Source organism: Azospirillum sp. HJ39 (genome assembly GCF_041507355.1).
GTDB lineage: Bacteria > Pseudomonadota > Alphaproteobacteria > Azospirillales > Azospirillaceae > Azospirillum > Azospirillum thiophilum.
Window position 1 is genome coordinate 2511986 of sequence record NZ_CP167911.1, and the last position, 20606, is coordinate 2532591.

Here is a 20606-nt window from a genome sequence, read left to right on the forward strand (position 1 = left end):
TTGGAGCCGCTGTTTCCCCGCATTCGGCCCTGAGCCTCCGGCCGCGGCCTCCCATACCGGGGCATGTGGCGTGATACCCGACAGTGGCACGGTTCCTGAAAAGGGTCGTGATGACTGACCTGTTCCAGTGGTTCCTGCCCAACTGCCGGGCAACGACCCCCGAGCCGACGGAGGCCTCGACCATGAGCCTTTTCAATCGCTTTCGTGTGGGCACCAAGATCACGGCCGCAAGTGCCGGCATCCTGCTGTTCCTGGTGCTGATCGGCGGCATCGGGGTGGTGGCGCTGTCCGATGCCGGCGGCGCGGTGGAAACCTACCGGCGGCTGGGCCAGCAGACCAACGAGCTGGGCCGCATCCAGGCCCTGATGCTGGAAATGCGCCAGCAGGCGACCCGTTTCCTGCTGACCGGCGATGCGGAGGTCGGCGCGACCGTCCGCCGCCATGCCGAGGAGGCGGCCCGGACCATCGACACGGCCCGCGGCCTGTTCTCCGACCCGGCGCTGCTGCAGACCGTCGACCGCATGGCGCAGGGGATCGCCCAGTATCGGGAGGCCTTCACCGCCACCATGGATCTCCAGTCGCAGCGCGCCAAGGCCATCGCCGAACTGGACGAGATCGGGCCACGGCTGGAAAGCGCGCTCGACACCATCATGGACAGCGCCAGCGCCGCCGGCGACACCGACGCTGCCTATTTGGCGGGCATGGCGTTGCGCCACATGCTGTCGGCCCGCATTTCGGCCACCCGCTACAACACCGACGGATCGCCGGCACTGGCCAGCCAGGCACGCTCGCAATTCACCGATGCGGCCAGCCGCGGCGGGGCGATGATGGCGAAGCTGACCGACATGGACCGCCGCAAGATGGCGATGTCCTACACGGCGATGCTGCGCGTCTACACCACCGGCTTCAACGCGGTGGTCAAGGCGACGACCGAACGCGACAAGCTGGTGAAGGAGGTGCTGATCCCCGTTGGCGATTCCATCGCCGCAGAGGCGGAGCAACTGACCGTCGCCAGCGTCGGGCATCAGAAGACGCTCGGCATGGAAGCCGGGGCCTTCATCGCCAAGGCACGCAACGTGATGATCGCCGCGTCCCTCGTCGCGGTGGTCCTGGGTCTGGCGACCGCCCTGCTGATCGGCCGCGGGCTGTCGCGGCCGGTGGTGGCGATGACCGACCGCATGACCCGGCTGGCCGGCGGCGATCGCAGCGTCGACATTCCCGGCCTGGAGCGCGCCGACGAGATCGGCGGCATGGCCAGGGCGTTGCGGGTCTTCAAGGACAGCCTGATCGAGAGCGACGGTCTGGCCGAGCGTCAGCAGGCCGAGCACGAGGCGCGGCGCAGCCGCGGCGAGCGCATCGACCGGCTGACCCAGGAATTCGACCGGCTGGTGCTGGAGGCGCTGGGGCGCGTGTCGGCGGCGGCGACGCAGTTGCAGGCGACCGCCCAGACCATGTCGGCGACCGCCGAGCAGACAACGCGCCAGGCCGATGCGGTTGCCAGCGCCTCGCTCGATGCGACCGGCAATGTCGAAACGGTCGCCGCCGCGACCGAGGAACTGACCGCCTCCATCGCCGAGATCGGCAGGCAGGTGGCGGAAAGCACCCGCATCGCCGGTCATGCGGTCGCCACCGCCGAGCGGACCGACAATACCGTCCGCGGGCTGGTCGATGCTGCCCAGCGCATCGGCGAGGTGGTTCAGCTGATCACCGACATCGCCAGCCAGACCAACCTGCTGGCGTTGAACGCCACCATCGAGGCGGCGCGGGCCGGCGAGGCGGGCAAGGGCTTCGCGGTCGTGGCGCAGGAGGTGAAGAGCCTCGCCAACCAGACCGCCAAGGCCACGGAGGAGATCGGCGGCCAGATCGCCGGCATCCAGGAGATCAGCCGTCAGGCCGCGGGCGCAATCGCCGAGATCGGCCGGGTCATCGCGGAGGTCAGCCACATCTCCACCACCATCGCCGCGGCGGTGGAGGAGCAGGGTGCCGCCACCAAGGAGATCAGCCGCAACATCCAGCAGGCGGCACGCGGTACCCAACAGGTGTCCGGCAACATCGCCGGCGTGTCGGAAGCCGCAGCCTCGACCGGTGGCGCCTCGCGCGAGGTGCTGACCGCCGCCGACGGGCTGAACCACGAGGCGACGGACCTGCGCGGCTTCGTGTCGCGCTTCCTGACCGACATGCGCGCCGCGTAAGAAACGGCATCGCTCACCGTCGCGAGCATGACGGTCATGGCGCCGGCAGGGCCGGAATTGACCGGGTCTTGCCGGCGCTCCAGACGCGCCGGACGAACGGCCGCCTTGCCCGTCCACATTCCCCTTGCACGGGCCGGCGCCCTTCGGCACATAGGCGCGATGATCCTGACCCCCATCGCCATCGACGACATGCCGAAGGCCCTCGCGGCCTTCGACGCCCATCTGGACGACCATCCGCAGGCGCAGGCCGCCTTCCGCCGGATCGCCGCGACCTGGCCGGTGCGCCCGGCCGACCAGCCGGGCGGCGGCGTCGACACGCCGGCCCATCGGGCCGAGGCGGTGCGGCTGGCCCACGCCCACGGCATCGGCACGCTGGACGAGCCGCCCAGCCGCTCCTTCATGTGGGATGGCAAGGTGATCCGCACCGACGTCGAGGCGACGGTGATCGTGCACGAGGTGACGCACTGGCTGTGTGCGGCGCCGGAGCGGCGGTCGCTGATCGACTACGGGCTCGGCCCCGGCCCGGAGACCACTGCCCGCCGGGAAGCGCGCGCCGACAAGCGCCTGTGCTTCGAGGACTGCATGCATGAGGAGCAGCAGACCTCGCTGCTCGGCGTGCTGTGGGAAGCCGAACTGGACCAGCCGGCGATCCTGGCCTTCCTGGAACAGAACTGGATGGAGCATTGGGAGCGGTCGAGCACCGCCGCCTTCTTCATCCGCCACGCCGAAGAGCTGTTCACCCGCGGACTGATCGACGCCGAGGGCCGCCCCACCACGGCCCGCGAGTGGGCCGATGCAAGGCGGGCGGTGCCGGTGGAGTGAGGCATCGGCATCTGCCGCTACAGTCGACCTCGCCACCTCCCGCAGAAGAAAAACGCCCTCCCCCGCATCGACGGGAGAGGGCGTCGTCGTTTCAGCCTGCCGTCACGCCGCGGTGATGCGGGTGATGAAGGCTTCGATCTCATGGTCGAGGCGGTTGAAGCTGCGCGACAGTTCCTCGGTGGTGTTCTGGACCGAGCCGGCGGAATGGCCTGTGGTTTCGGCCGCCTGCTGGACCAGCCGCATCTCCTGCATCACCGCCATGGTGTCGACGGCGGCACGCTGCGAGCGGGCGCTGATGTCGCGGGTGGCGGCGTCCTGCTCCTCGACGGCGGCGGCCACGGTGCCGAGCGATTCGTCGACCTGACGGATGGTGCCGACGATGGCGCGGATCGCACCGACCGCTGCATGGGTAGCCCCCTGGACCGCGGCGATTTCCGCCCCGATCTCCTCCGTGGCCTTGGCGGTCTGGTTGGCGAGGCTCTTCACCTCCTGCGCCACGACCGCGAAGCCCTTGCCCGCCTCGCCGGCCCGCGCCGCCTCGATGGTGGCGTTCAGCGCCAGCAGGTTGGTCTGGCCGGCGATCGACTGGATGAGGCCGACCACCTCCTCGATCTTGCGGCTGGCTTCGCTCAGTCCCTGGACGATGCTGTCGGTCCGGCCCGCCTCCTCCACCGCGCCGCGGGCGAGCAGCGCCGACTGGCTGATGGAGCGGGTGATCTCGTCGATCGAGGCGCGGAGCTGTTCGGCGCCGGCCGCCACGCTCTCGACCTCGCTGGTCGCCTCCTGCACCGAATGGGCGACGCTGTCGCTGTGGTGGCTGGTCTGCTTGGCGTTGTCGAGCATCGAGTTCGCTTCGTTGCGCATCGAGGTCGCGGAGCGCACCACCTCGCCCATCATCGCCTTGACCGACGCCTCCAGGTCGTTGGCGAGGGCGGACATGGACTGGCGCCGCTCCTGCTCGTTGCGGACGCGCATCGCCTCCTGCTCGCGCGACAGTTCCTGCACGCGGATGGCATTCTCCTTGAAGACCTGGACCGTCCGGGCCATCTGGCCGATCTCGTCGCCGCGCTCGGCCGCCGGGATGTCGGCCTCCAGGTTGCCGCGGGCCAGCCGCTCCATCACGTCGGTCAGGCGCACGATCGGCCGGGCGATGTTCATGCCGATGAACAGGGCGACGCCGACCGTGACCAGCAGAGCCGCACCGGCCACCGCCATGAAGGCCTGGGTGGTGCGGTCGACCGATGAGTTGACCTCGGCGTAGGCGTCGGTGGAGACCTTGCGCTTGTAGGTCAGGTAGTCGCGGCTGGTCGACTGCAGGCGGGTATAGGCCGACTGCACCTCCTGCAGGAAGTCGAGCGGATCGACGCCCATCTTGAGCAGGTCCAGGAAGCTGGCCACCTTGGCCAGATATGTGGCCGAATCGGTGCCGAACCGCTCGAAATACTTGGCTTCCTCGTCGGTGTCGGCGGTGGCGCCCTTCAGCGTCGCCGCCTGTCCCTTCAGCTTGTCGAGCTGTCCGTTGAGGGCCTTCATCTCCTCTTCCACCGCCTTGGGCGAGGCGTTCGCACTGTTGAGGATCACGGTCCGGTACATGCCGGCATGGGCCACCGTCAGCGTGTCGGTCAGCCCCTGGATCTCAGCCTCCCGCGTGAAGGAACGGTTGAAAAGGGCGTCGAGCAGCGTCGATTGCTGGGTGATCGCCGACCAGCCGAGCAACGCGATCACCAGCATGCCGACAATCGCCGTCGTCGCCGGAATGGCCATCTTGACGGGAATGTGGAAGTTGTTGAGGAGGGTCATGGGGCACCTGCATCGGCCGCCGGTTCAAGACGCGAACCGTCCGGCATGGCATTGGGGCGGAGGAATGGCCGGCTGTCGCGGAACCCCGGCGGCACCATCGGCAACGCCCCCAGTCCCACCTTCACCGCTCCGTTCCACGATACGTCGTTCGGACGAGATCCGTGGCGGTCGGCCCGCCGACGCGGGCACCGCCGGACCATCTCATCCGGGAAATCTTTTTCAATGATTAACGCGCAGACATTTGCCGGTGTATTCGGATGGACATATTCTATGACGGATTTTTCGACAATCTGGCCGCCTTTATAAGAGGACATACTATAATATGTCATCAAGGGAACGGGCCGTTTACTTCCCATCGAAGAATGGGAAGCGGTCCGCGCCGGACGCATCGACCTCACTTTTAGCGTGTTTTTTCCCGTCAAGACACAGCCCAGCCGTCGCCTCGTTCCATCGCATGTCATACAATTAGAGGCTAACAGGATTTAGATATCGCTTCAATGGCGAGAGACTCGACCTCTCCTCCTCCTGAGACTTCATGACCCGTCCATTCTCCCCCGATCTCTCCTGGAGGCTACGGAAGTCGAATGGAGATAATTTCAAAGATATGACAAATGGTCACACTGCCCGATCGGGTCGGCTCCGCCGCCGTCAGCCGGCTGCCGAAACCATAAAGGCGACGGAGATCGACACCGGCGACAGCAGGGTGGAGATCAGCAACGACATCGACACCACCTCACGTCCGGCATTGTAACGCTCGGCGAAGACATAGGCGTTGATGCCGATGGGCAGGGCCGCGGCGGTCACAGCGGGGGCGACCCACATCGGCGGCAGGTCGAAAACATGGGTGGCCAGCAACCAGGTCAGCAGCGGATGCAACCCGGTCTTCAGCAGCGCGACCACCGTGGCCGGCAGCACCGCTCCCGAAGCCGGGCTGAGCGCCAGCGAGGCGCCGAGGGTGAAGCAGGCACAGGGAAGGACTGTCTGCGCCATCAAGGTGAAACTCTTCATCACCATGGGCGGAATCGGCAGATGGATCAGGTTGGCGGCCAGCCCGAGGATGACGGACACCACCAGGGGACTCGCCAGCGTCGCCTTGGCCGCAGCCAGCGTCGCCTGCACGGGGCGCCCCGACCGGCCGCCGCGCGCCGAACGCTGGGTTTCCGCCAGCATGGTCGCCGAGGTGAACAGCAACGGCGACTGGAAGACGATCAGCAGCATCACCGGCACCGCCACGGTCGGGCCATAGGCCTCCATGATGATCGGCGAGCCCAGCAGCGCGATGTTGGAGAAGGAGCTCGCCAAGCCGATGGGAGCGATCTGCTCCCGCCGGCCGGCAAGCTGCATCCACAGCCCGCCGACCAGGAAGACCGCGACCGCCCCGATGTAGAAGGATCCCAGCACCGCCCATTCCAGGGGATCCGGAATGTCCGCCCGCGCCATGTTGGAGAACAGCAGCGCCGGCAGCGCATAGATGCCGAGGAATCGCGAAAGCCCCTGGACCATCGCATTGCTGAACCCGCGGTAGCGCGCCGCCCAGAAGCCGAGCGCGATCAGGCCGAACATCGGCAGGACGATCTGGAATATCAGCGACATGTAGGCGGCACCGTGTGGGCAGGATCGGCAGGTGGGCGATGCAGGGGCTTTCCTTCAGGCCACTCCGTTCAATCGGCGGGGACGATCTCCAGCGGCGGGACGCCGAGCACGTCGACCAGGGTGGCGCCGGCCTCGATCTGCTCGGTCCACCGGCGCTCGCGCTCCAGCAGGGCCAGGCTCTGGCTGAGGGCGGCGTCGGCAAAGGCAAGCGGCACCACCACCACGCCGTCCTCGTCGCCCAGGATCAGGTCACCCGGATTGACCGGCACGCCGCCGATCGCCGCGGTCACGTCCATCTTGCCGCCGAAATTCTTGTGCGGGCCCCGGGCGACGGCTCCCTTGGCAAACACCGGCAGGCCCAGGCCGCGGATCTCGTGCAGATCGCGGACGGAGCCGTCGACCACCAGACCGCCCAGCCCCCGGCGCTTGCAGCAGCGCACCACCCATTCGCCGGCCAGCGCCACGTCGTCAAGGCCGCCGCCGGCCACGACGACGACGTCGCCCGGTTCCGCCAGGCTGACGGCATGGTGAACCATGCTGTTGTCGCCGGGCATGGTGACCACGGTGCGGGCCTGACCGCACAGGCGCATGCCGGGGACCATCGGCTTTATGCGCGAATCCATGCTCTGGCAGCGGTTCAGCGCGTCGGACGCCACGCTGCTGGGCACAGACGACCAAACCGCAAGGGTCTGGGGCGACAAATGACGGTATTCGACGAGATAGCGTTGCATGGCCATGGCGATTTCCTTTCGTTTCTGGAGCGGGTTTGGGCGGGGATCGGCAATCGCCCGGGAGAATTGCAGGCTTCCGGCACAGCCGGGCCATCGCCCCCGATGCTCATGGCCCGCGATCCACATGATCTCCGCGTGGCATGGCCCCCTCGCATGCCCACCTGGCCCGCGTTTCGCGACTGGCAGTCGACGGCGGGTACCGGCTCGGGCGATTGCGGGATGCACCGGAGGATCCCATGGACCGGCCACGCCCAAAGGCAGGTAGCCGGCCGCAAGCCCTGCTGCGGGAACATCTTGGGGTTACAATGCGCGTTTCCGCAGACTGTCAGCGATTGTCACAACCCCCGGAACGTTTGAATCCGATTATTTAGATTTTGAAGTGTATCTACTCCTGCGGTCATACGCAAGGAAGTTGACAATCTGTAAATACGTCATATGAAATTTCATCCCGTTTCCCGCGTCGTCATAAAGAAGAAATGTCGAATGACGGGAAATTATAAGAAAGTTGCGAGTCGCGCGCAGTTTGCGGAAACTGACATGGCGGTGTTGCCGACACTGGCTTGGGCCGCCGGAACGTCACACCGCATCGGTTAGGGAGAGATGTACAATTGTATGACGATCCATCCTCGATTTGCTGCAATCGAAGGGTGGGGCCGCGCAACTTGCAAGCCGAACCGGACGATGGCGAAAGGGAGGGGACGGGAAAGACCGCCAAAATGCGAAAGGCCGGCACCCGAAGGTCCGGCCTTTTGAAATCGCATGCCTTCGGCAACATTCCGAAGGAAACTGGAGCGGGCGAAGGGATTCGAACCCTCGACCCCAACCTTGGCAAGGTTGTGCTCTACCCCTGAGCTACGCCCGCGCTCCACATCCACCGTCCGGCGCCTCGACAGTGCCGTCAGGCGGTGTGCGGCGGACTATACTGATCGGCAGACGCAATGCAAGGGCCTTGTTTCAGTTTTTTTCACCGGCTGGACGATTTTCCTCGACCCCGCTACAAGAGCGAACATGGATACCCCATCGCATCCCGTTCCCGCTCCGGACGCGTCCCCGGACCCGCTCCCGGACCTGTCGTTGCCGACCACGCCGGAGCAGTTGCTGGCGCGGCTCGACGCGCTCGGCATCACGACCGCGACGCACAGCCACCCGCCGTTGCACACGGTGGAGGAAAGCAAGGCCCTGCGCGGCGCCCTGCCCGGCGGCCATTGCAAGAACCTGTTCCTGAAGGACAAGAAGGACCAGCACTGGCTGGTGGTGGCGCTGGAGGATGCCCGCGTCGACCTGAACCGGCTGGACAAGGCCATCGGATCGGCACGGCTGTCCTTCGCCTCGGCCGAGCGGTTGTGGCGTCATCTCGGCATCCGGCCGGGCTCGGTCACCCCCTTCGCCCTGGTGAACGACGGCGACCGCAAGGTGCGCGTCGTCCTGCAGAAGGCGATGATGGAGCATGACCTGCTGAACTACCACCCGCTGCTGAACGACCGCACCACCGCGATCCGGCCCGACGACCTGCTGCGCTTCATCCGCGCCTGCGGACACGAGCCGGCCGTCGTCGAGTTCGGCCGTGGCGGCGCCTGACGACACGGGGAAGCGGCCTTCCCCGGGAGGCCGGAGCGACGCAATGCTTGCTTGAGCCGCCTTGGGCGCTCACATATGTCGGCAACGAACGCGGTCGGGGTCTGCAATGGCCGGACCGGCAAACTCATGGCCCAATGGGATGTCCCGCCAGGATATCCCACCGGGCCGGACATCACGAACGGGACAGAAACACGCCATGTTCTCCATGCCCCCCGCCAATGCGCCGAAGCCCGCCGCCCCCGCTGCCGGTGCCGCCGACATCGTCAAGGACAGCACCGACCGCGCCTTCATGGCCGACGTGATCGAGGCCTCGCGCGACGTTCCGGTCATCGTCGATTTCTGGGCGCCCTGGTGCGGCCCCTGCAAGCAGCTGGGCCCGATCATCGAGAAGGTGGTGCGCGCCGCCAAGGGCGCCGTCCGCCTGGTGAAGATCGACACCGACGCCAACCCGATGATCGCCTCGCAGCTGCGGGTCCAGTCGATCCCGGCCGTCTACGCCTTCTTCCAGGGCCGGCCGGTCGACGGCTTCATGGGCGCGCTGCCCGAATCCCAGGTGAAGGCCTTCGTCGACAAGCTGCTGGCACTCGCCAAGCAGGCCGGCGCCGGCGGCGGGGCCGACGACCTGCTGGAGGAGGCCTTCGCCCAGGCCAAGGAGATGATGGAGGGTGGCGACCTGCAGGGAGCGCTCGACATCTATAGCCAGATCATGCAGGCGGAGCCGGAGAACGTCCAGGCCTATGCCGGTATCCTGCGCTGCCTGATCGCCGCCGGCGACCTGGAGAATGCCAAGCAGATGCTGGCCCAGGCGCCCGAGGCCATTGCCAAGGACAAGGAGCTGGCCAATGTCCGCGCCGCCCTGGACGTGGCCGAGCAGGCGGCCAATGCCGGCCCGATCCCGGAGCTGATGGAGAAGGTCGCCCACGACCCGAACGACCATGCGTCGCGCTTCGACCTCGCCATGGCTCTGTTCGCCGCCGGCAAGCGCGAGGCCGCGGTGGACGAGTTGCTGGAGATCTTCAAGCGCGACAGGACCTGGAACGACGACGGCGCGCGCAAGCAGCTGGTGAAGTTCTTCGAGGCGTTCGGCCAGACCGATCCTCTGACGGTGAAGACCCGCCGCCGGCTGTCGACGATGATGTTCAGCTGAGGCCGTTCCCCCGCAACCGTTTTCCGGTAGGGGGACGGCTGTTCCACCGGCGAAGGGGGCCTATCTGATTGGCATGACCAGAAACCCCTTCGACCCGGATTTCGGGCAATTGCCGACCATGCTGCCGGTGTTTCCGCTGGCCGGCGTCCTGCTGCTGCCGCGCGCGCGGCTGCCGCTGAACATCTTCGAACCACGCTACCTCGCGATGGTCGAGGATGCGCTGGGCAGCGGCCGCATGATCGGCATGATCCAGCCGCTCGACCCGGTCTGCCGGGATCGCGAGCCGGCCGTCTATCCCTGCGGTTGCGCCGGCCGCATCACCAGCTTCGCCGAGGCCGAGGACGGCCGCCTTCTGATCACCCTGACCGGGGTCGCCCGTTTCGAGATCGGACGCGAGGTCGAGGGTGTGCGCGGCTACCGCCGCGTCGTTCCCGACTGGCGTCCCTTCCGGTCGGACCTGGAGCATGAGCCTTGCGGCGCTGTCGACCGCGGCCGCCTGCTCGGCGCATTGAAGAGCTATTTCCGCGTCCAGGGCCTGTCGGTCGACTGGAAATCCATCGAATCGACGCTGGACGAGCGGCTGGTAAACTCGCTGGCGATGATCTGCCCCTTCTCACCCAGCGAGAAACAGGCGCTGCTGGAGGCGCCGACCCTGGCCGAACGCGGGAAGCTCTTGATCGGACTGGTCGAGATGGCCATTCTCGACAGCCATGACGGGGACGGTCCGCCGCCCAGACATTGATGCGGAACAGGCATCCCCTCCCCTTTCACCTGCGAGACACGACATGGCGACGCCCGAGGACAAGAGCAGCGAATCGAAAACCAGCGCCCGCGTCGACCCCAAGCTGCTGGAGATCCTGGTCTGCCCGCTGACCAAGGGGCCGCTGCGCTACGACGCCGAGCGCGGCGAGCTTGTCAGCGAGCGCGCCGGGCTGGCCTATCCGATTCGCGACGGCATCCCGATCATGCTGATCGATGAGGCGCGCAGCCTCGACAAGGCGGGGGCGGCACGATGAGCTCGGGCGACTCCGCCGGCAACGGGTTCGGCACCGTGCAGTGGCCGACGGAAATCCGCCTGAAGAAGGACGACAAGCGGCTGGAGGTCGATTTCGACGACGGCAGCCGCTTCTCCTACCCGGCGGAGTTCCTGCGCGTCGTCAGTCCCTCCGCCGAGGTGCAGGGCCACAACCCCAGCCAGAAGCAGACCGTCGCCGGCCGGCGCCATGTCGGCATCATGCGGGTGGAGGCCGTCGGCAACTACGCCATCCGCATCGTCTTCGACGACCTGCATGACAGCGGCATCTTCAGCTGGAAGTACCTCTACGAGATCGGCCGCGACCAGCAGCAGCTGTGGGCCGACTATCTTGCAGAACTCCAGGCCAAGGGCCTGAGCCGCGATCCCGGCCGGCGGTAAGCCGCCGGCGGCGGATGCCCTCTCCTCCTTCGGGAGAGGGCATTCCTCTCACTTCCAGATCGGCTTCCCGCTGCCGGGCAGGCCATAGAGGTCCCATTTCCGGCTGACCGCCTCCACCACCTCGTCGGCCATGCGGATCTTCTGCCCCCACTCCCGCTTGGTCTCCGGCGGCCATTTGTTGGTGGCGTCGAGCCCGACCTTGCCGCCCAGGCCCGATTCGGGGCTGGCGAAGTCGAGATAGTCGATCGGGGTGCCCTCGATCACGGTGATGTCGCGGGCCGGGTCCATGCGGGTCGACATCGCCCACATCACGTCCTTCCAGTTCCGCGCGTCGATGTCGTCGTCCACGACGATCACCCATTTCGTGTACATGAACTGGCGCAGGAAGGACCAGACCCCCATCATCACCCGCTTGGCATGGCCGGGATAGGCCTTCTTCATGCTGACCACCGCGATGCGGTAGGAACAGCCTTCCGGCGGCAGCCAGAAATCGACGATCTCCGGGAACTGCTGGATCAGCAGCGGGATGAACACCTCGTTCAGCGCCTCTCCCAGCACAGAGGGCTCGTCGGGCGGGCGGCCGGTGAAGGTCGACAGGTAGATCGGCTTGCGCCGCATCGTCATGGCGGTGACGGTGAAGACCGGGAAGGGCTCGACCGAGTTGTAATAGCCGGTGTGGTCGCCGTAGGGGCCCTCGTCGGCATAGTCGTCCAGGCTGACATGGCCCTCCAGCACGATCTCCGCCTGGGCCGGAACCTTAAGCGGGACCGTCTTGCACTCCACCAGCTCGACCTTCTTGCCGCGCAGCAGGCCGGCGAACTGGTATTCCGACAGGGTGTCGGGAACCGGCGTCACCGCCGCCAGGATGGTGCCGGGATCGGCGCCCAGCACGACGGCGCAGGGCAGCGGCTCGCGCTTGCCGCTGGCGGCCCAGCGGTGATGGTGCTGGGCGCCGCCGCGGTGCTTCAGCCAGCGCATGATGGTCTTGTTCCTGCCCAGCACCTGCATGCGGTAGATGCCGAGGTTGAAGTCGTCCTCGCGCTTGCCCGTGGGCCCCTTGGTCACCACCAGCGGCCAGGTGATCAGCGGTGCCGGCTCCCCCGGCCAGCAGCTCTGCACCGGCAGCCGGCCGAGGTCGATGTCGTCGCCGGTCAGCACCACCTCCTGGCAGGGCGCCGAGCCGACGGTCTTCGGCTTCATCGACATCACGGTCTTGGCCAGCGGGATCAGCTCCAGCGCCTCACGGAAGCCGCCCGGCGGTTCCGGCTGCTTCAGGAAGGCCAACGTCTCGCCGACCGCGCGCAGCTGGTGCGGCTCGCGGTCCATGCCCCAGGCGACCCGCTCCACCGTGCCGAACAGATTGACCAGCACCGGCATCTCTGAGCGCGTGCCATCCGCCTTGACAACGTTCTCGAACAGCACCGCCGGGCCGTTCTCGGCCAGCAGGCGGGTCTGGATCTCCGTCATCTCCAGCACGGTCGACACCGGTTCCTTCACCACCACCAGCCGCCCCGCCTTCTCCAGCCGGTCGATGAAGTCGCGCAACGAAGTGTAGGGCATCGCGGGGTGTCCGTGAGTGAGGGTACGTCCGAAACGGACGATAACCTTCAACCAGACGGCCGGCCCGTCAAGTGCGGCCCGTCTGCTTTAAGAAAGAAAAACCCCTCCCCCGCCCTCGGCGGACCGGGGGTCCGTGCCGAACGCGGGAGAGGGGCGATCAAGGTCGAGTGTCGGTCGGCTTATCCCCGTTCCGGGGATCAGTACATGTGCTGGCCGCCGTTGACCGACAGGGTCGAGCCGGTCATGAAGCCATTGTCGTCGTCGACCAGATACAGCACCGCCTTGGCGATTTCCGAAGCGCGGCCGAGACGGCCGACCGGGATGCGGGCGACGATCTTCTCCAGTACGTTGGCCGGCACCGCGCGCACCATGTCGGTGTCGATGTAGCCGGGGGCGATGGCGTTGACGGTGATGCCCTTGGCGGCGCTTTCCTGCGCCAGCGCCTTGGTGAAGCCGTGGATGCCGGACTTCGCCGCGGCGTAGTTGACCTGGCCGTACTGGCCGGCCTGGCCGTTGACCGAGCCGATGTTGACGATGCGGCCGAACCCGCGCTCACGCATGCCGTCGATGACATTGCGGCACATGTTGAAGCATGAGGAGAGGTTGGTGTGGATGACCGCCTCCCACTGTTCGTAGGTCATGCGGTGCATCACGCCGTCGCGGGTGATGCCGGCGTTGTTGATCAGCACCTCGACCGGACCGAGATCCGCCGTGATCTTGGCGATGCCCTCCTTGCAGGCGTCGAAGTTGGAGACGTCGAACTTGTAGGCCGGGATGCCGGTGCGGGCGGTGAACTCCTTGGCCGCCTCGTCGTTGCCGGCATAGTTGGCGGCGACCTTGTAGCCGGCATCCTTCAGGGCGACGGCGACTGCCTCGCCGATGCCGCGGGTGCCACCGGTGACGACTGCAACACGAGCCATTGTTTTTCTCCCCAGATTTAGTGGTGGTTGGTTGGTTTCTTTGGTTTTTTATTTTTGGGTATGACAGACCCTCCGCAGGTCCGGCGGATCCATCATGCCTCGGGCGGAGCGGGCCGCTTCCACCAGGGAAAGCGGCCCGTCCGGTATCAGTCGCGCTGGACGCAGAGGGCGATGCCCATGCCGCCGCCGATGCACAGGGTGGCGAGGCCCTTCTTGGCGTCGCGCTTCTGCATCTCGTACAGCAGGGTGGTCAGCACGCGGGCGCCCGAGGCACCGACCGGATGGCCGAGCGCGATGGCGCCGCCATTGACGTTGACCTTGCCGGTGTCCCAGCCCAGATCCTTGTTGACCGACAGCGCCTGGGCGGCGAATGCCTCGTTCGCCTCGATCAGGTCGAGATCGTCGACGGTCCAGCCGGCCTTTTCCAGCGCCTTGCGCGAGGCCGGGATCGGGCCGGTGCCCATGATCGCCGGATCGACGCCGGCGGTCGCCCAGGAAACGATGCGGGCCAGCGGGGTGACGCCGCGCTTGGCCGCGTTCTCCGCCGTCATCAGGACCAGCGCCGCGGCGCCGTCATTGATGCCCGACGCGTTGCCGGCGGTCACCGTGCCGTCCTTGGAGAAGGCCGGGCGCAGCTTGGCCAGCGATTCCGGCGTGGTGCCATGCTTGGGATACTCGTCGTCCGACACCACCACGTCGCCCTTGCGGCCCTTGATGGTGACCGGGACGATCTCGTCCTTGAAGCGGCCGGACTTCTGGGCGGCTTCCGCCTTCTGCTGGGAGGCGGCGGCGAAGGCGTCTTGCTCCTCGCGGGTCAGCTGCCACTTCTGGGCGACGTTTTCCGCGGTGGTGCCCATGTGATAGCCATGGAAGGCGTCGGTCAGGCCGTCGCGCAGCATGGTGTCGAGCAGTTCCGCCGTGCCCATCTTGGTGCCGTTGCGCAGATGCATGACGTGCGGCGCCATGCTCATGCTTTCCTGTCCACCGACGACCAGGACGTCGGCGTCGCCGTTCTTGATCGCCTGGTAGCCGAGGGCGACGGCGCGCAGGCCCGAGCCGCAGAGCTGGTTGATGCCGATGGCGGTCGCCTCCACCGGGATGCCGGCGTTGACGGCGGCCTGGCGGGCCGGGTTCTGGCCCTGGCCGGCGGTCAGGATCTGGCCAAAGATGACCTCGTTCACTTCCGCCGCGTCGGTCTTGGCGCGCGCCAGCGCTTCGCGGATCGCGACCTCGCCCAGGACATGGGCGGGAACGGCGCTGAGGGCGCCGTTGAAGCTGCCGATGGGCGTACGGGCCGCACTGGCAATGACAACCTCGGTCATGGAACGCTCCTCGAATTAGGACAGTTTTATTATAGCGATGGTAGGACGCTCGGAGTGATTCTTACCTTAAGACGTGCAGACGGCCGGACGCAAGATGGCCGAAGGTCGCTGCACTAACCTGTCGCAGCAAGCCAATCGGCGAGCGGAGTCCACACTCCGGTTTCGGCCCCGGCGCTGACGACCATTCCGATATGGCCGAGCGGCGGCCGGTGCGTGCGGGCGCCGGGAATGGCGGCGGCGAGCGCCATGGCCGAAGCGGGCGGAACGATGCGGTCGCGCTCCGGAACAAGCGCCAGGGTGGGAACGCGGATGGCAGCTGGATCGACCGGCAGCCCGGCGACCATCCAGGCACCGGCCATGGTGTCGTTGCGGCCGTACCAGCCGGCCAGCGCGTCGCGCGCCACGCCGGCCACCAGCGGCACGCCGTCGTTCAGCCAGTCCTCCAAGGCCACGAAGGCACCCGCCGCGCGGGAGCCGGGGGCCATGCGGGCGAACTGGCTGAACTTCTTCAACGCCAGCAGCGGGTCGAGCTGGGCGAACAGGGCCTGGAGCGCGTCGGTCGGCAGCTCGCCCCAGCGCTCCAGCGCCGGTCCCCAGGGTTGGAGGAAGGCCGCCACCCGGCATGCGGTCGCCGCGTCCTCGGCATGGAAATCCCACGGCGTGGCCATCAGCCCCAGCCCCGCCAGCGACCGCGGCCGGCGCTGCGCCAGCGCCGCCGCCAGCAGCCCGCCCATGCAGTAGCCGACCACCGGGACCGGCTGTCCGCAAGCTTCCACCACGCAGTCGAGCGCCCGTTCCAGCCGGCCGGCGATGTAATCGGTCAGGGTGAAGCGGCGCTCCAGCGGCCCCGGCGTTCCCCAGTCCAGCAGCAGCGGCCGGAAGCCGCGCGCCGCCAGCCAGCGCATCAGGCTCCTGTCCCGCGACAGGTCCAGGATATAGGCGCGGTTGACCAGCGACGGCACGAACAGCACCGGCCGGCCCGCTCCCATCCCGTAATCGAGAAGACGCGAGCCGCCTTCCGCCCAGACCGTCGGTGGATCGCGCAGGTCACGGACATAGGGGTGGCGGCGGTACCGCTCGATGCCGGTCAGGACGGTGTCGATGCGACGGCGGATCTCCCGGTCAACTTCCCGGTTCAGGCGGTCGCCGCCGCCGGGCAGCCGGTCGGCCTGCAACAGGTCGTCCCGCAGGGCCGCCGCCCGCCCCCTCAGCGCCGGACTCCAGGGCAGCAAGCCGTTCCTCAAGAGCGGCAATCCTGCCGCGGAGCTGAGCAAGCTGCCCAGCGCCGCCGTCAGGTGCAGGCTCAGCGGCCGCGGCCCGCGGCGCATCGGCGTGCCGTCCGCCCGCCTCTTGTCCGCCAGACGCTCGCTCATCGGAAGGCCGTCCGTGTTGGGGGGAGAGGGTATGGGGGAAAGGGGACGGACGGGGATCCCATCCGGTGCCGGGCGTCCCGCCGAAACCGAAGCCTCCCGAACCGAAACCGGCCGAACCGAAACCGGCCGGCCCGAACGGGAAGGGAGCGGCCGCCATTCCCTGCCCCATCATCTGGAACAGACGGGCCATCATGTCCGCCATCTCCGGATCGGCGGCGCCGGCCGTCCATTGGTCCTGCCACAGGTCCAGATAGCGGCGCGCCAGCGATTCGTAGGAAGGCGGATCGGATGGGGGGTCTGGTTGCGACGGGTCGGCCATGCCCGGATTATAGGCGGGACGGCACCGCATTGACCAGTGCGGCATGGCTCCCCACCTGCCCTTTCGGCTAATGCGGGGAGCTGTCAGGGCCCGTTGCAGCCGTCCGCCCGCCCCGGTTTCCCGCCGCAACCGCGGCGCTATGCCGCGGCGCAACGCTGGACAAATTGCTATCCCTTCGAGTAGTTCTAATGACGGAACAATCTCCGCCGCCAGGCCCCCCCGTGTCCGGAACACCGCGTGTCTGTATCACCGTGCCTGGAACACGTCCCTTCTTGAAAGAGTCCGCGATGGCCGACAAGGAAGACCAGAAGTCCGCTCCGATCACGATCAAGAAGTACGCCAACCGGCGGCTCTACAATACCGCCACCAGCAGCTACGTCACGCTGGACCACCTGTGCCAGATGGTGAAGGACGGCTTCGACTTCGTGGTCTACGACGCCAAGACGGGGGAGGACATCACTCGCTCGGTCCTGACCCAGATCATCGTGGAAGAGGAAAGCAAGGGTCAGAATCTGCTGCCCATCAGCTTCCTGCGCCAGTTGATCGGCTTCTACGGCGACAACATGCAGTCGGTGGTGCCGCGGTACCTGGAATATTCGATGCAGGCCTTCTCCCGCAATCAGGAACAGATGCGCGACTATTTCCAGAACACGCTGGGGGGCATCTTCCCGTTCGGCCGGCTGGACGAGGTCAGCAAGCAGAACATGGCGATGTTCGAGCGGGCGATGCGCATGTTCACGCCGTTCGGTGCGGCCGGCGCTCCGGACGAGACGCCCGGTCAGCGCCCGCCCGGGCAGCCCGGCACCACCCCCCCGGCGGCTGCGGCCGGCGTCACCTTCGACGAACTGCAGAAGCAGATAGACGAACTGCAGAAGCAGATCGCCGGCATCGCGCGGCCTGCAGGCAAGACGGACACGAAATAGCCGGTCGGTTCGGAAAGGTTCCCGGCAGACGGGCGGCACGAAAGGCGGGGTCATACCCCGCCTTTTTCATTGCCCCGGGGAAGCCCTGCGCGCAGGCTTCATCCATACCGAGGGGCGTGGCCGAGGATCATACGCAACAGGGGCATCTTCTCGTCCAGCGTACCGGGCACCGCACCGGGCCAATCGGCAGGAAGGAACCGACGATGACCACCGAACTGACCGTCTCGATCACCCTGGCCAGCGACGACCCGCGGGAAACCGCCCGTTTCGAGGACAGGCTGCGCGACTGGCTCGACCATCAACCGGGCGTGGCCGGCATGGCCATCGCGGACCGCGGCAACGACGCGGCCACCGAAACCATCTGGCGCGCCGCGCGCAAGGCGACCTTCGGACCGGCGCTGAAGAACCCGTTCGCACCATAACAGCCGCCCATATCCACTGTCCGGGCCGGCTGGAGTTTCGTGCGTTTCATATTAAACGCACGAAACTCCAGCCTTATGTTTGGCGATCGGATTCACGCTTCAAATCGATGCCGGTTTTACGCGATCCGATCTATCCCCGGAACAGGTGCGGGACCGTCGCGGAATCCGAGCCGACGCCCAGGCCGACGCGCGGATCGGTCGATTCCCGCACAGCCATGCCCAGGCACTTGTCGCCGACGATCCAGGCGTGTAGGACGGCCCGCGTGTCCTCCTCGCGGAAGCCGGACGGGGTTTCCAGCCACACCGCGCCCTGCGCCGCCACGTCGGCACCGATAGCCGGCCCATCGTCGGCAACCACCGTCCCCTGCTCGACGATGCACGTCGGCGCGCCGTCCAGCCCATGGAGCGCGCGCACCGTCACCATGTCGGCACCCGCCACCCCGCCGGGGTCCAGCGCGGCGCGGCACAGGTTGGGATGGCGCGGGTACAGGTGCGACAGCACCGCCAAAAGCCCATGGTTCGACCACAGCCAGCACCACAGCGGCGACAGCACGCTCATGCCGCTGCTGCGCAGCCGCTGCAGGAAGGCGTCGTCGGCCAGCCCGTCCCACGGATAGAGCTTCGCCAGCCAGGAGATCGGCTGCCCTTCGTCGTCCAGGAAGCGGCGGCCATCCCAGGCGATGGACTGCAAGGGCAGCAGCCGCGTGTCGATGCCGGCCTCCGCCGCGGTGGCGGCCAGATAGACCAGTTCGCCCTCGCGCACCGGGTCGGGGGTGGCGCAGGTCGCGTGCATGCGGCCGCGGCCGGGGAGCCCCGCCGCCAGTTCCTCCCACCGTTCGACCAGCGCCTCGTGCAGGCCGTTGAACTGGTTGGCGTCCGGGGCCATGGCCTCGCGCCAGTTGCGCTGGACGAGCGAGGCGGCGAACAGCCCTTCGCCGGTGTCGTAGTTGCAGCCCAGCAGCTTGACGCTGTCGCGCCCGTCATAGGAGAGCGTCAGCCTCCCGGCAAGACCGCCCGCCCGCTCGTTGTATCGCCCTCCGGCCCAGTAATCGGCCCACGAGGCCTCCAGCAGCCTCCCCATGTCGCCGCGGATGCCGAGCGCGGCGAACAGCTTGTGCTCCACCACATGGCGGACGGCGACGCCGATCATGCTGTGCAGTTCGTCCGCCACGCTTTCGATCAGGTCGATCTGCGAAGCGGTGAATTCATAGACGGTGTCCTCACGCCAACTGGCCCCGGCCGACATGGCACGCACACCGTAGGGATATTTGCGGAGGCCCGGGCGCCAATCCGCCCGCGGCTTCATCGTCGTCCTGCGCATGACGTCCGATCCGCCCCGATCAGGTCCGGCCGGCTGCGCGGGAGGCCGCGCAAGCGGGCGCCGCAGGCAACCCCGCCAAGATACGGGAAAGGATGGGTGGGATGACGGGCGGCAGGCTGGTCAACGGTCCACTCCGGAGGAGGCCAATCCTAGAGACATGCATAGACATGGCGGCCCCCGGCCTGGAGCCGGACTTGCGGAAGAGCGGGGACCGGAGGCGGATGGTTGCGGTGCAAACACGGCCCTGCCTATCTACTAACGCGCCCGGCCACGGTGCGCCAGCGCGCATCCGCGATATCACCCCCGTTCGGAATGCTGCTGCCCGAATTGCTTCCGGACCGTTGCGGGCCCTCCGGCGGGCCGCGGCGGCACACGACCGCGGCGGCCCGCAGCGGGGGATCAGATCAGCGCTGCCGACGGATGGCGGGCGAGGGACCGCAAGGCCCACAGGGCCAGCCGGCCGCGCCGCGGCTTCATCGCGACCGTCACGGATGCCGCCGGCGGGGCGGCGGTCAAGCCAGGCACCAGGGCCGCCACGCCGTCCCGGGCGGAAGCAGGGGCGGGGGCCGCGCCCAGGCGCCGGATCCGGCGCGCGGACAGCACGATGCGCAACACCTCTTCTTCGGACACCGCGCGGCGGGCCGGGCCGGCAGCGAGGCTCGCCGCCTCGCACAAGGCCGCCCGTTCGGCCAGAAGCCCGGTCAGCCCCTTGGCCGCCGCCGTCAATAGAGCTTCATCATAGAGGGAGAGGACAAGCATCCTCATCCCGTGTTCCATCCGTGTGGACATGGCGGGCGCTCCGGAAATAAATCGGAATGGCGTGCGGATCGACAGATGCGATTATCCGTGCGCGGCACCCGTTCGGCCATGCGCCCCAAGGGGGTAACACCCTGGCTGCGCCCTCCTGATACCGGAAAGCCACAGCGTGGGTGTTGTAAAACAACGGGAAGTATCGGGAATGGTCCGCCCCGACCGGCGGGAAGAAATGGTGGAGCCAATCGGGATCGAACCGATGACCTCTACAATGCCATTGTAGCGCTCTCCCAGCTGAGCTATGGCCCCACATTGGTGCGCTTGGAGGGAGTCGAACCCCCACGGCCTTTCAGCCACTAGGACCTGAACCTAGCGCGTCTACCAGTTCCGCCACAAGCGCATCCGCGTGTCTTGGG

The 20606-nt window shown here is 67.4% G+C and carries 19 protein-coding genes and 3 tRNA genes; 9 read left to right on the forward strand and 13 right to left on the reverse strand.

Annotated elements, in window-relative coordinates; all coding sequences use genetic code 11:
• Positions 1-182 precede the first annotated feature (182 nt).
• The gene (locus tag ABMY26_RS25285; RefSeq protein WP_372397341.1) at positions 183-2192 is read left to right on the forward strand and encodes a methyl-accepting chemotaxis protein; all 2010 of its coding nucleotides are present in this window, start codon (positions 183-185) and stop codon (positions 2190-2192) included.
• A gap of 159 nt (positions 2193-2351) precedes the next feature.
• Entirely contained in the window at positions 2352-3014 is a 663-nt protein-coding gene (locus ABMY26_RS25290) for a hypothetical protein (protein WP_372397342.1), read from the forward strand.
• Between the two features lie 102 nt (positions 3015-3116).
• Here the strand turns inward: ABMY26_RS25290 and ABMY26_RS25295 are convergent, their stop codons facing one another.
• From ABMY26_RS25295 to ABMY26_RS25315, 5 genes are all read right to left on the reverse strand, one after another.
• Positions 3117-4814: a methyl-accepting chemotaxis protein gene (locus ABMY26_RS25295; protein WP_372397343.1), complete on the reverse strand. Its 1698-nt coding sequence runs from the start codon at positions 4812-4814 to the stop codon at positions 3117-3119.
• Complete coding sequence (locus ABMY26_RS25300; protein ID WP_372397344.1) at positions 4811-5128, reverse strand: hypothetical protein; 318 nt, start codon at positions 5126-5128, stop codon at positions 4811-4813. Before ABMY26_RS25300 ends, ABMY26_RS25295 begins: the two co-directional genes overlap by 4 nt.
• Positions 5129-5462: 334 nt before the next feature.
• Positions 5463-6407, reverse strand: a complete 945-nt coding sequence (locus tag ABMY26_RS25305; RefSeq protein WP_372397345.1) for an AEC family transporter — start codon at positions 6405-6407, stop codon at positions 5463-5465.
• Between the two features lie 68 nt (positions 6408-6475).
• Complete coding sequence (locus tag ABMY26_RS25310) at positions 6476-7144, reverse strand: RraA family protein (RefSeq protein WP_045580867.1); 669 nt, start codon at positions 7142-7144, stop codon at positions 6476-6478.
• 781 nt (positions 7145-7925) lie between these two features.
• Positions 7926-8000: transfer RNA gene (locus ABMY26_RS25315), tRNA-Gly, on the reverse strand.
• A gap of 146 nt (positions 8001-8146) precedes the next feature.
• Here ABMY26_RS25315 and ABMY26_RS25320 point away from each other — a divergent pair.
• The 5 genes from ABMY26_RS25320 (at position 8147) to ABMY26_RS25340 (ending at position 11277) form a co-directional block, all read left to right on the forward strand.
• A complete protein-coding gene (locus ABMY26_RS25320) occupies positions 8147-8716 on the forward strand; it encodes a prolyl-tRNA synthetase associated domain-containing protein (protein ID WP_372397346.1) in 570 nt (189 codons plus the stop codon).
• A gap of 196 nt (positions 8717-8912) precedes the next feature.
• On the forward strand, positions 8913-9863 hold the full coding sequence (locus ABMY26_RS25325; RefSeq protein ID WP_372397347.1) for a tetratricopeptide repeat protein: 951 nt from the start codon (positions 8913-8915) through the stop codon (positions 9861-9863).
• Positions 9864-9936: 73 nt separating this feature from the next.
• Positions 9937-10605 (forward strand): LON peptidase substrate-binding domain-containing protein, encoded by a 669-nt coding sequence (locus ABMY26_RS25330; protein ID WP_372397348.1) that lies wholly within the window; start codon positions 9937-9939, stop codon positions 10603-10605.
• A gap of 43 nt (positions 10606-10648) precedes the next feature.
• Positions 10649-10879 (forward strand): Trm112 family protein, encoded by a 231-nt coding sequence (locus ABMY26_RS25335; protein ID WP_372397349.1) that lies wholly within the window; start codon positions 10649-10651, stop codon positions 10877-10879.
• The gene (locus ABMY26_RS25340; protein ID WP_372397350.1) at positions 10876-11277 is read left to right on the forward strand and encodes a gamma-butyrobetaine hydroxylase-like domain-containing protein; all 402 of its coding nucleotides are present in this window, start codon (positions 10876-10878) and stop codon (positions 11275-11277) included. Before ABMY26_RS25335 ends, ABMY26_RS25340 begins: the two co-directional genes overlap by 4 nt.
• A gap of 48 nt (positions 11278-11325) precedes the next feature.
• Here ABMY26_RS25340 and ABMY26_RS25345 read toward each other — a convergent pair whose 3' ends face one another.
• From ABMY26_RS25345 to ABMY26_RS25360, 4 genes are all read right to left on the reverse strand, one after another.
• Entirely contained in the window at positions 11326-12837 is a 1512-nt protein-coding gene (locus tag ABMY26_RS25345; protein ID WP_372397351.1) for a UbiD family decarboxylase, read from the reverse strand.
• A 197-nt stretch (positions 12838-13034) separates the two neighbouring features.
• Positions 13035-13757, reverse strand: coding sequence for an acetoacetyl-CoA reductase (gene phbB / locus ABMY26_RS25350; protein WP_372397352.1), 723 nt, complete (start codon positions 13755-13757; stop codon positions 13035-13037).
• A 146-nt stretch (positions 13758-13903) separates the two neighbouring features.
• Positions 13904-15079 carry an acetyl-CoA C-acetyltransferase gene (locus tag ABMY26_RS25355; protein ID WP_372397353.1) on the reverse strand — a complete coding sequence of 392 codons (1176 nt, stop codon included), beginning with the start codon at positions 15077-15079 and terminating at the stop codon, positions 13904-13906.
• A gap of 113 nt (positions 15080-15192) precedes the next feature.
• On the reverse strand, positions 15193-16452 hold the full coding sequence (locus ABMY26_RS25360; RefSeq protein ID WP_372397354.1) for an alpha/beta fold hydrolase: 1260 nt from the start codon (positions 16450-16452) through the stop codon (positions 15193-15195).
• Positions 16453-17058: 606 nt separating this feature from the next.
• Between ABMY26_RS25360 and phaR the strand changes: the two genes are divergently transcribed.
• Positions 17059-17694, forward strand: coding sequence for a polyhydroxyalkanoate synthesis repressor PhaR (gene phaR / locus ABMY26_RS25365; protein WP_372397355.1), 636 nt, complete (start codon positions 17059-17061; stop codon positions 17692-17694).
• A gap of 203 nt (positions 17695-17897) precedes the next feature.
• On the forward strand, positions 17898-18116 hold the full coding sequence (locus ABMY26_RS25370; RefSeq protein WP_372397356.1) for a hypothetical protein: 219 nt from the start codon (positions 17898-17900) through the stop codon (positions 18114-18116).
• Between the two features lie 130 nt (positions 18117-18246).
• Here ABMY26_RS25370 and ABMY26_RS25375 read toward each other — a convergent pair whose 3' ends face one another.
• From ABMY26_RS25375 to ABMY26_RS25390, 4 genes are all read right to left on the reverse strand, one after another.
• Positions 18247-19437: a glutathionylspermidine synthase family protein gene (locus tag ABMY26_RS25375; protein ID WP_372397357.1), complete on the reverse strand. Its 1191-nt coding sequence runs from the start codon at positions 19435-19437 to the stop codon at positions 18247-18249.
• A gap of 399 nt (positions 19438-19836) precedes the next feature.
• Positions 19837-20202: a hypothetical protein gene (locus ABMY26_RS25380; protein ID WP_372397358.1), complete on the reverse strand. Its 366-nt coding sequence runs from the start codon at positions 20200-20202 to the stop codon at positions 19837-19839.
• A gap of 221 nt (positions 20203-20423) precedes the next feature.
• Positions 20424-20499, reverse strand: a tRNA-Ala gene (locus ABMY26_RS25385).
• A gap of 4 nt (positions 20500-20503) precedes the next feature.
• Positions 20504-20590, reverse strand: a tRNA-Leu gene (locus ABMY26_RS25390).
• Positions 20591-20606 lie beyond the last annotated feature (16 nt).

What these genes read in the sequence shown, in the direction of transcription:
- ABMY26_RS25380 (WP_372397358.1), bottom strand. Translation starts at nt 20,202, where the DNA reads ATGAGGATGCTTGTCCTCTCCCTCTATGATGAAGCTCTATTGACGGCG.
- ABMY26_RS25295 (WP_372397343.1), bottom strand. Translation starts at nt 4,814, where the DNA reads ATGACCCTCCTCAACAACTTCCACATTCCCGTCAAGATGGCCATTCCG.
- ABMY26_RS25345 (WP_372397351.1), bottom strand. Translation starts at nt 12,837, where the DNA reads ATGCCCTACACTTCGTTGCGCGACTTCATCGACCGGCTGGAGAAGGCG.
- ABMY26_RS25370 (WP_372397356.1), top strand. Translation starts at nt 17,898, where the DNA reads ATGACCACCGAACTGACCGTCTCGATCACCCTGGCCAGCGACGACCCG.
- ABMY26_RS25355 (WP_372397353.1), bottom strand. Translation starts at nt 15,079, where the DNA reads ATGACCGAGGTTGTCATTGCCAGTGCGGCCCGTACGCCCATCGGCAGC.
- ABMY26_RS25285 (WP_372397341.1), top strand. Translation starts at nt 183, where the DNA reads ATGAGCCTTTTCAATCGCTTTCGTGTGGGCACCAAGATCACGGCCGCA.
- ABMY26_RS25330 (WP_372397348.1), top strand. Translation starts at nt 9,937, where the DNA reads ATGACCAGAAACCCCTTCGACCCGGATTTCGGGCAATTGCCGACCATG.
- ABMY26_RS25290 (WP_372397342.1), top strand. Translation starts at nt 2,352, where the DNA reads ATGATCCTGACCCCCATCGCCATCGACGACATGCCGAAGGCCCTCGCG.
- phbB (WP_372397352.1), bottom strand. Translation starts at nt 13,757, where the DNA reads ATGGCTCGTGTTGCAGTCGTCACCGGTGGCACCCGCGGCATCGGCGAG.
- phaR (WP_372397355.1), top strand. Translation starts at nt 17,059, where the DNA reads ATGGCCGACAAGGAAGACCAGAAGTCCGCTCCGATCACGATCAAGAAG.
- ABMY26_RS25320 (WP_372397346.1), top strand. Translation starts at nt 8,147, where the DNA reads ATGGATACCCCATCGCATCCCGTTCCCGCTCCGGACGCGTCCCCGGAC.
- ABMY26_RS25375 (WP_372397357.1), bottom strand. Translation starts at nt 19,437, where the DNA reads ATGCGCAGGACGACGATGAAGCCGCGGGCGGATTGGCGCCCGGGCCTC.
- ABMY26_RS25360 (WP_372397354.1), bottom strand. Translation starts at nt 16,452, where the DNA reads ATGAGCGAGCGTCTGGCGGACAAGAGGCGGGCGGACGGCACGCCGATG.
- ABMY26_RS25305 (WP_372397345.1), bottom strand. Translation starts at nt 6,407, where the DNA reads ATGTCGCTGATATTCCAGATCGTCCTGCCGATGTTCGGCCTGATCGCG.
- ABMY26_RS25310 (WP_045580867.1), bottom strand. Translation starts at nt 7,144, where the DNA reads ATGGCCATGCAACGCTATCTCGTCGAATACCGTCATTTGTCGCCCCAG.
- ABMY26_RS25325 (WP_372397347.1), top strand. Translation starts at nt 8,913, where the DNA reads ATGTTCTCCATGCCCCCCGCCAATGCGCCGAAGCCCGCCGCCCCCGCT.
- ABMY26_RS25335 (WP_372397349.1), top strand. Translation starts at nt 10,649, where the DNA reads ATGGCGACGCCCGAGGACAAGAGCAGCGAATCGAAAACCAGCGCCCGC.
- ABMY26_RS25340 (WP_372397350.1), top strand. Translation starts at nt 10,876, where the DNA reads ATGAGCTCGGGCGACTCCGCCGGCAACGGGTTCGGCACCGTGCAGTGG.
- ABMY26_RS25300 (WP_372397344.1), bottom strand. Translation starts at nt 5,128, where the DNA reads ATGTCCTCTTATAAAGGCGGCCAGATTGTCGAAAAATCCGTCATAGAA.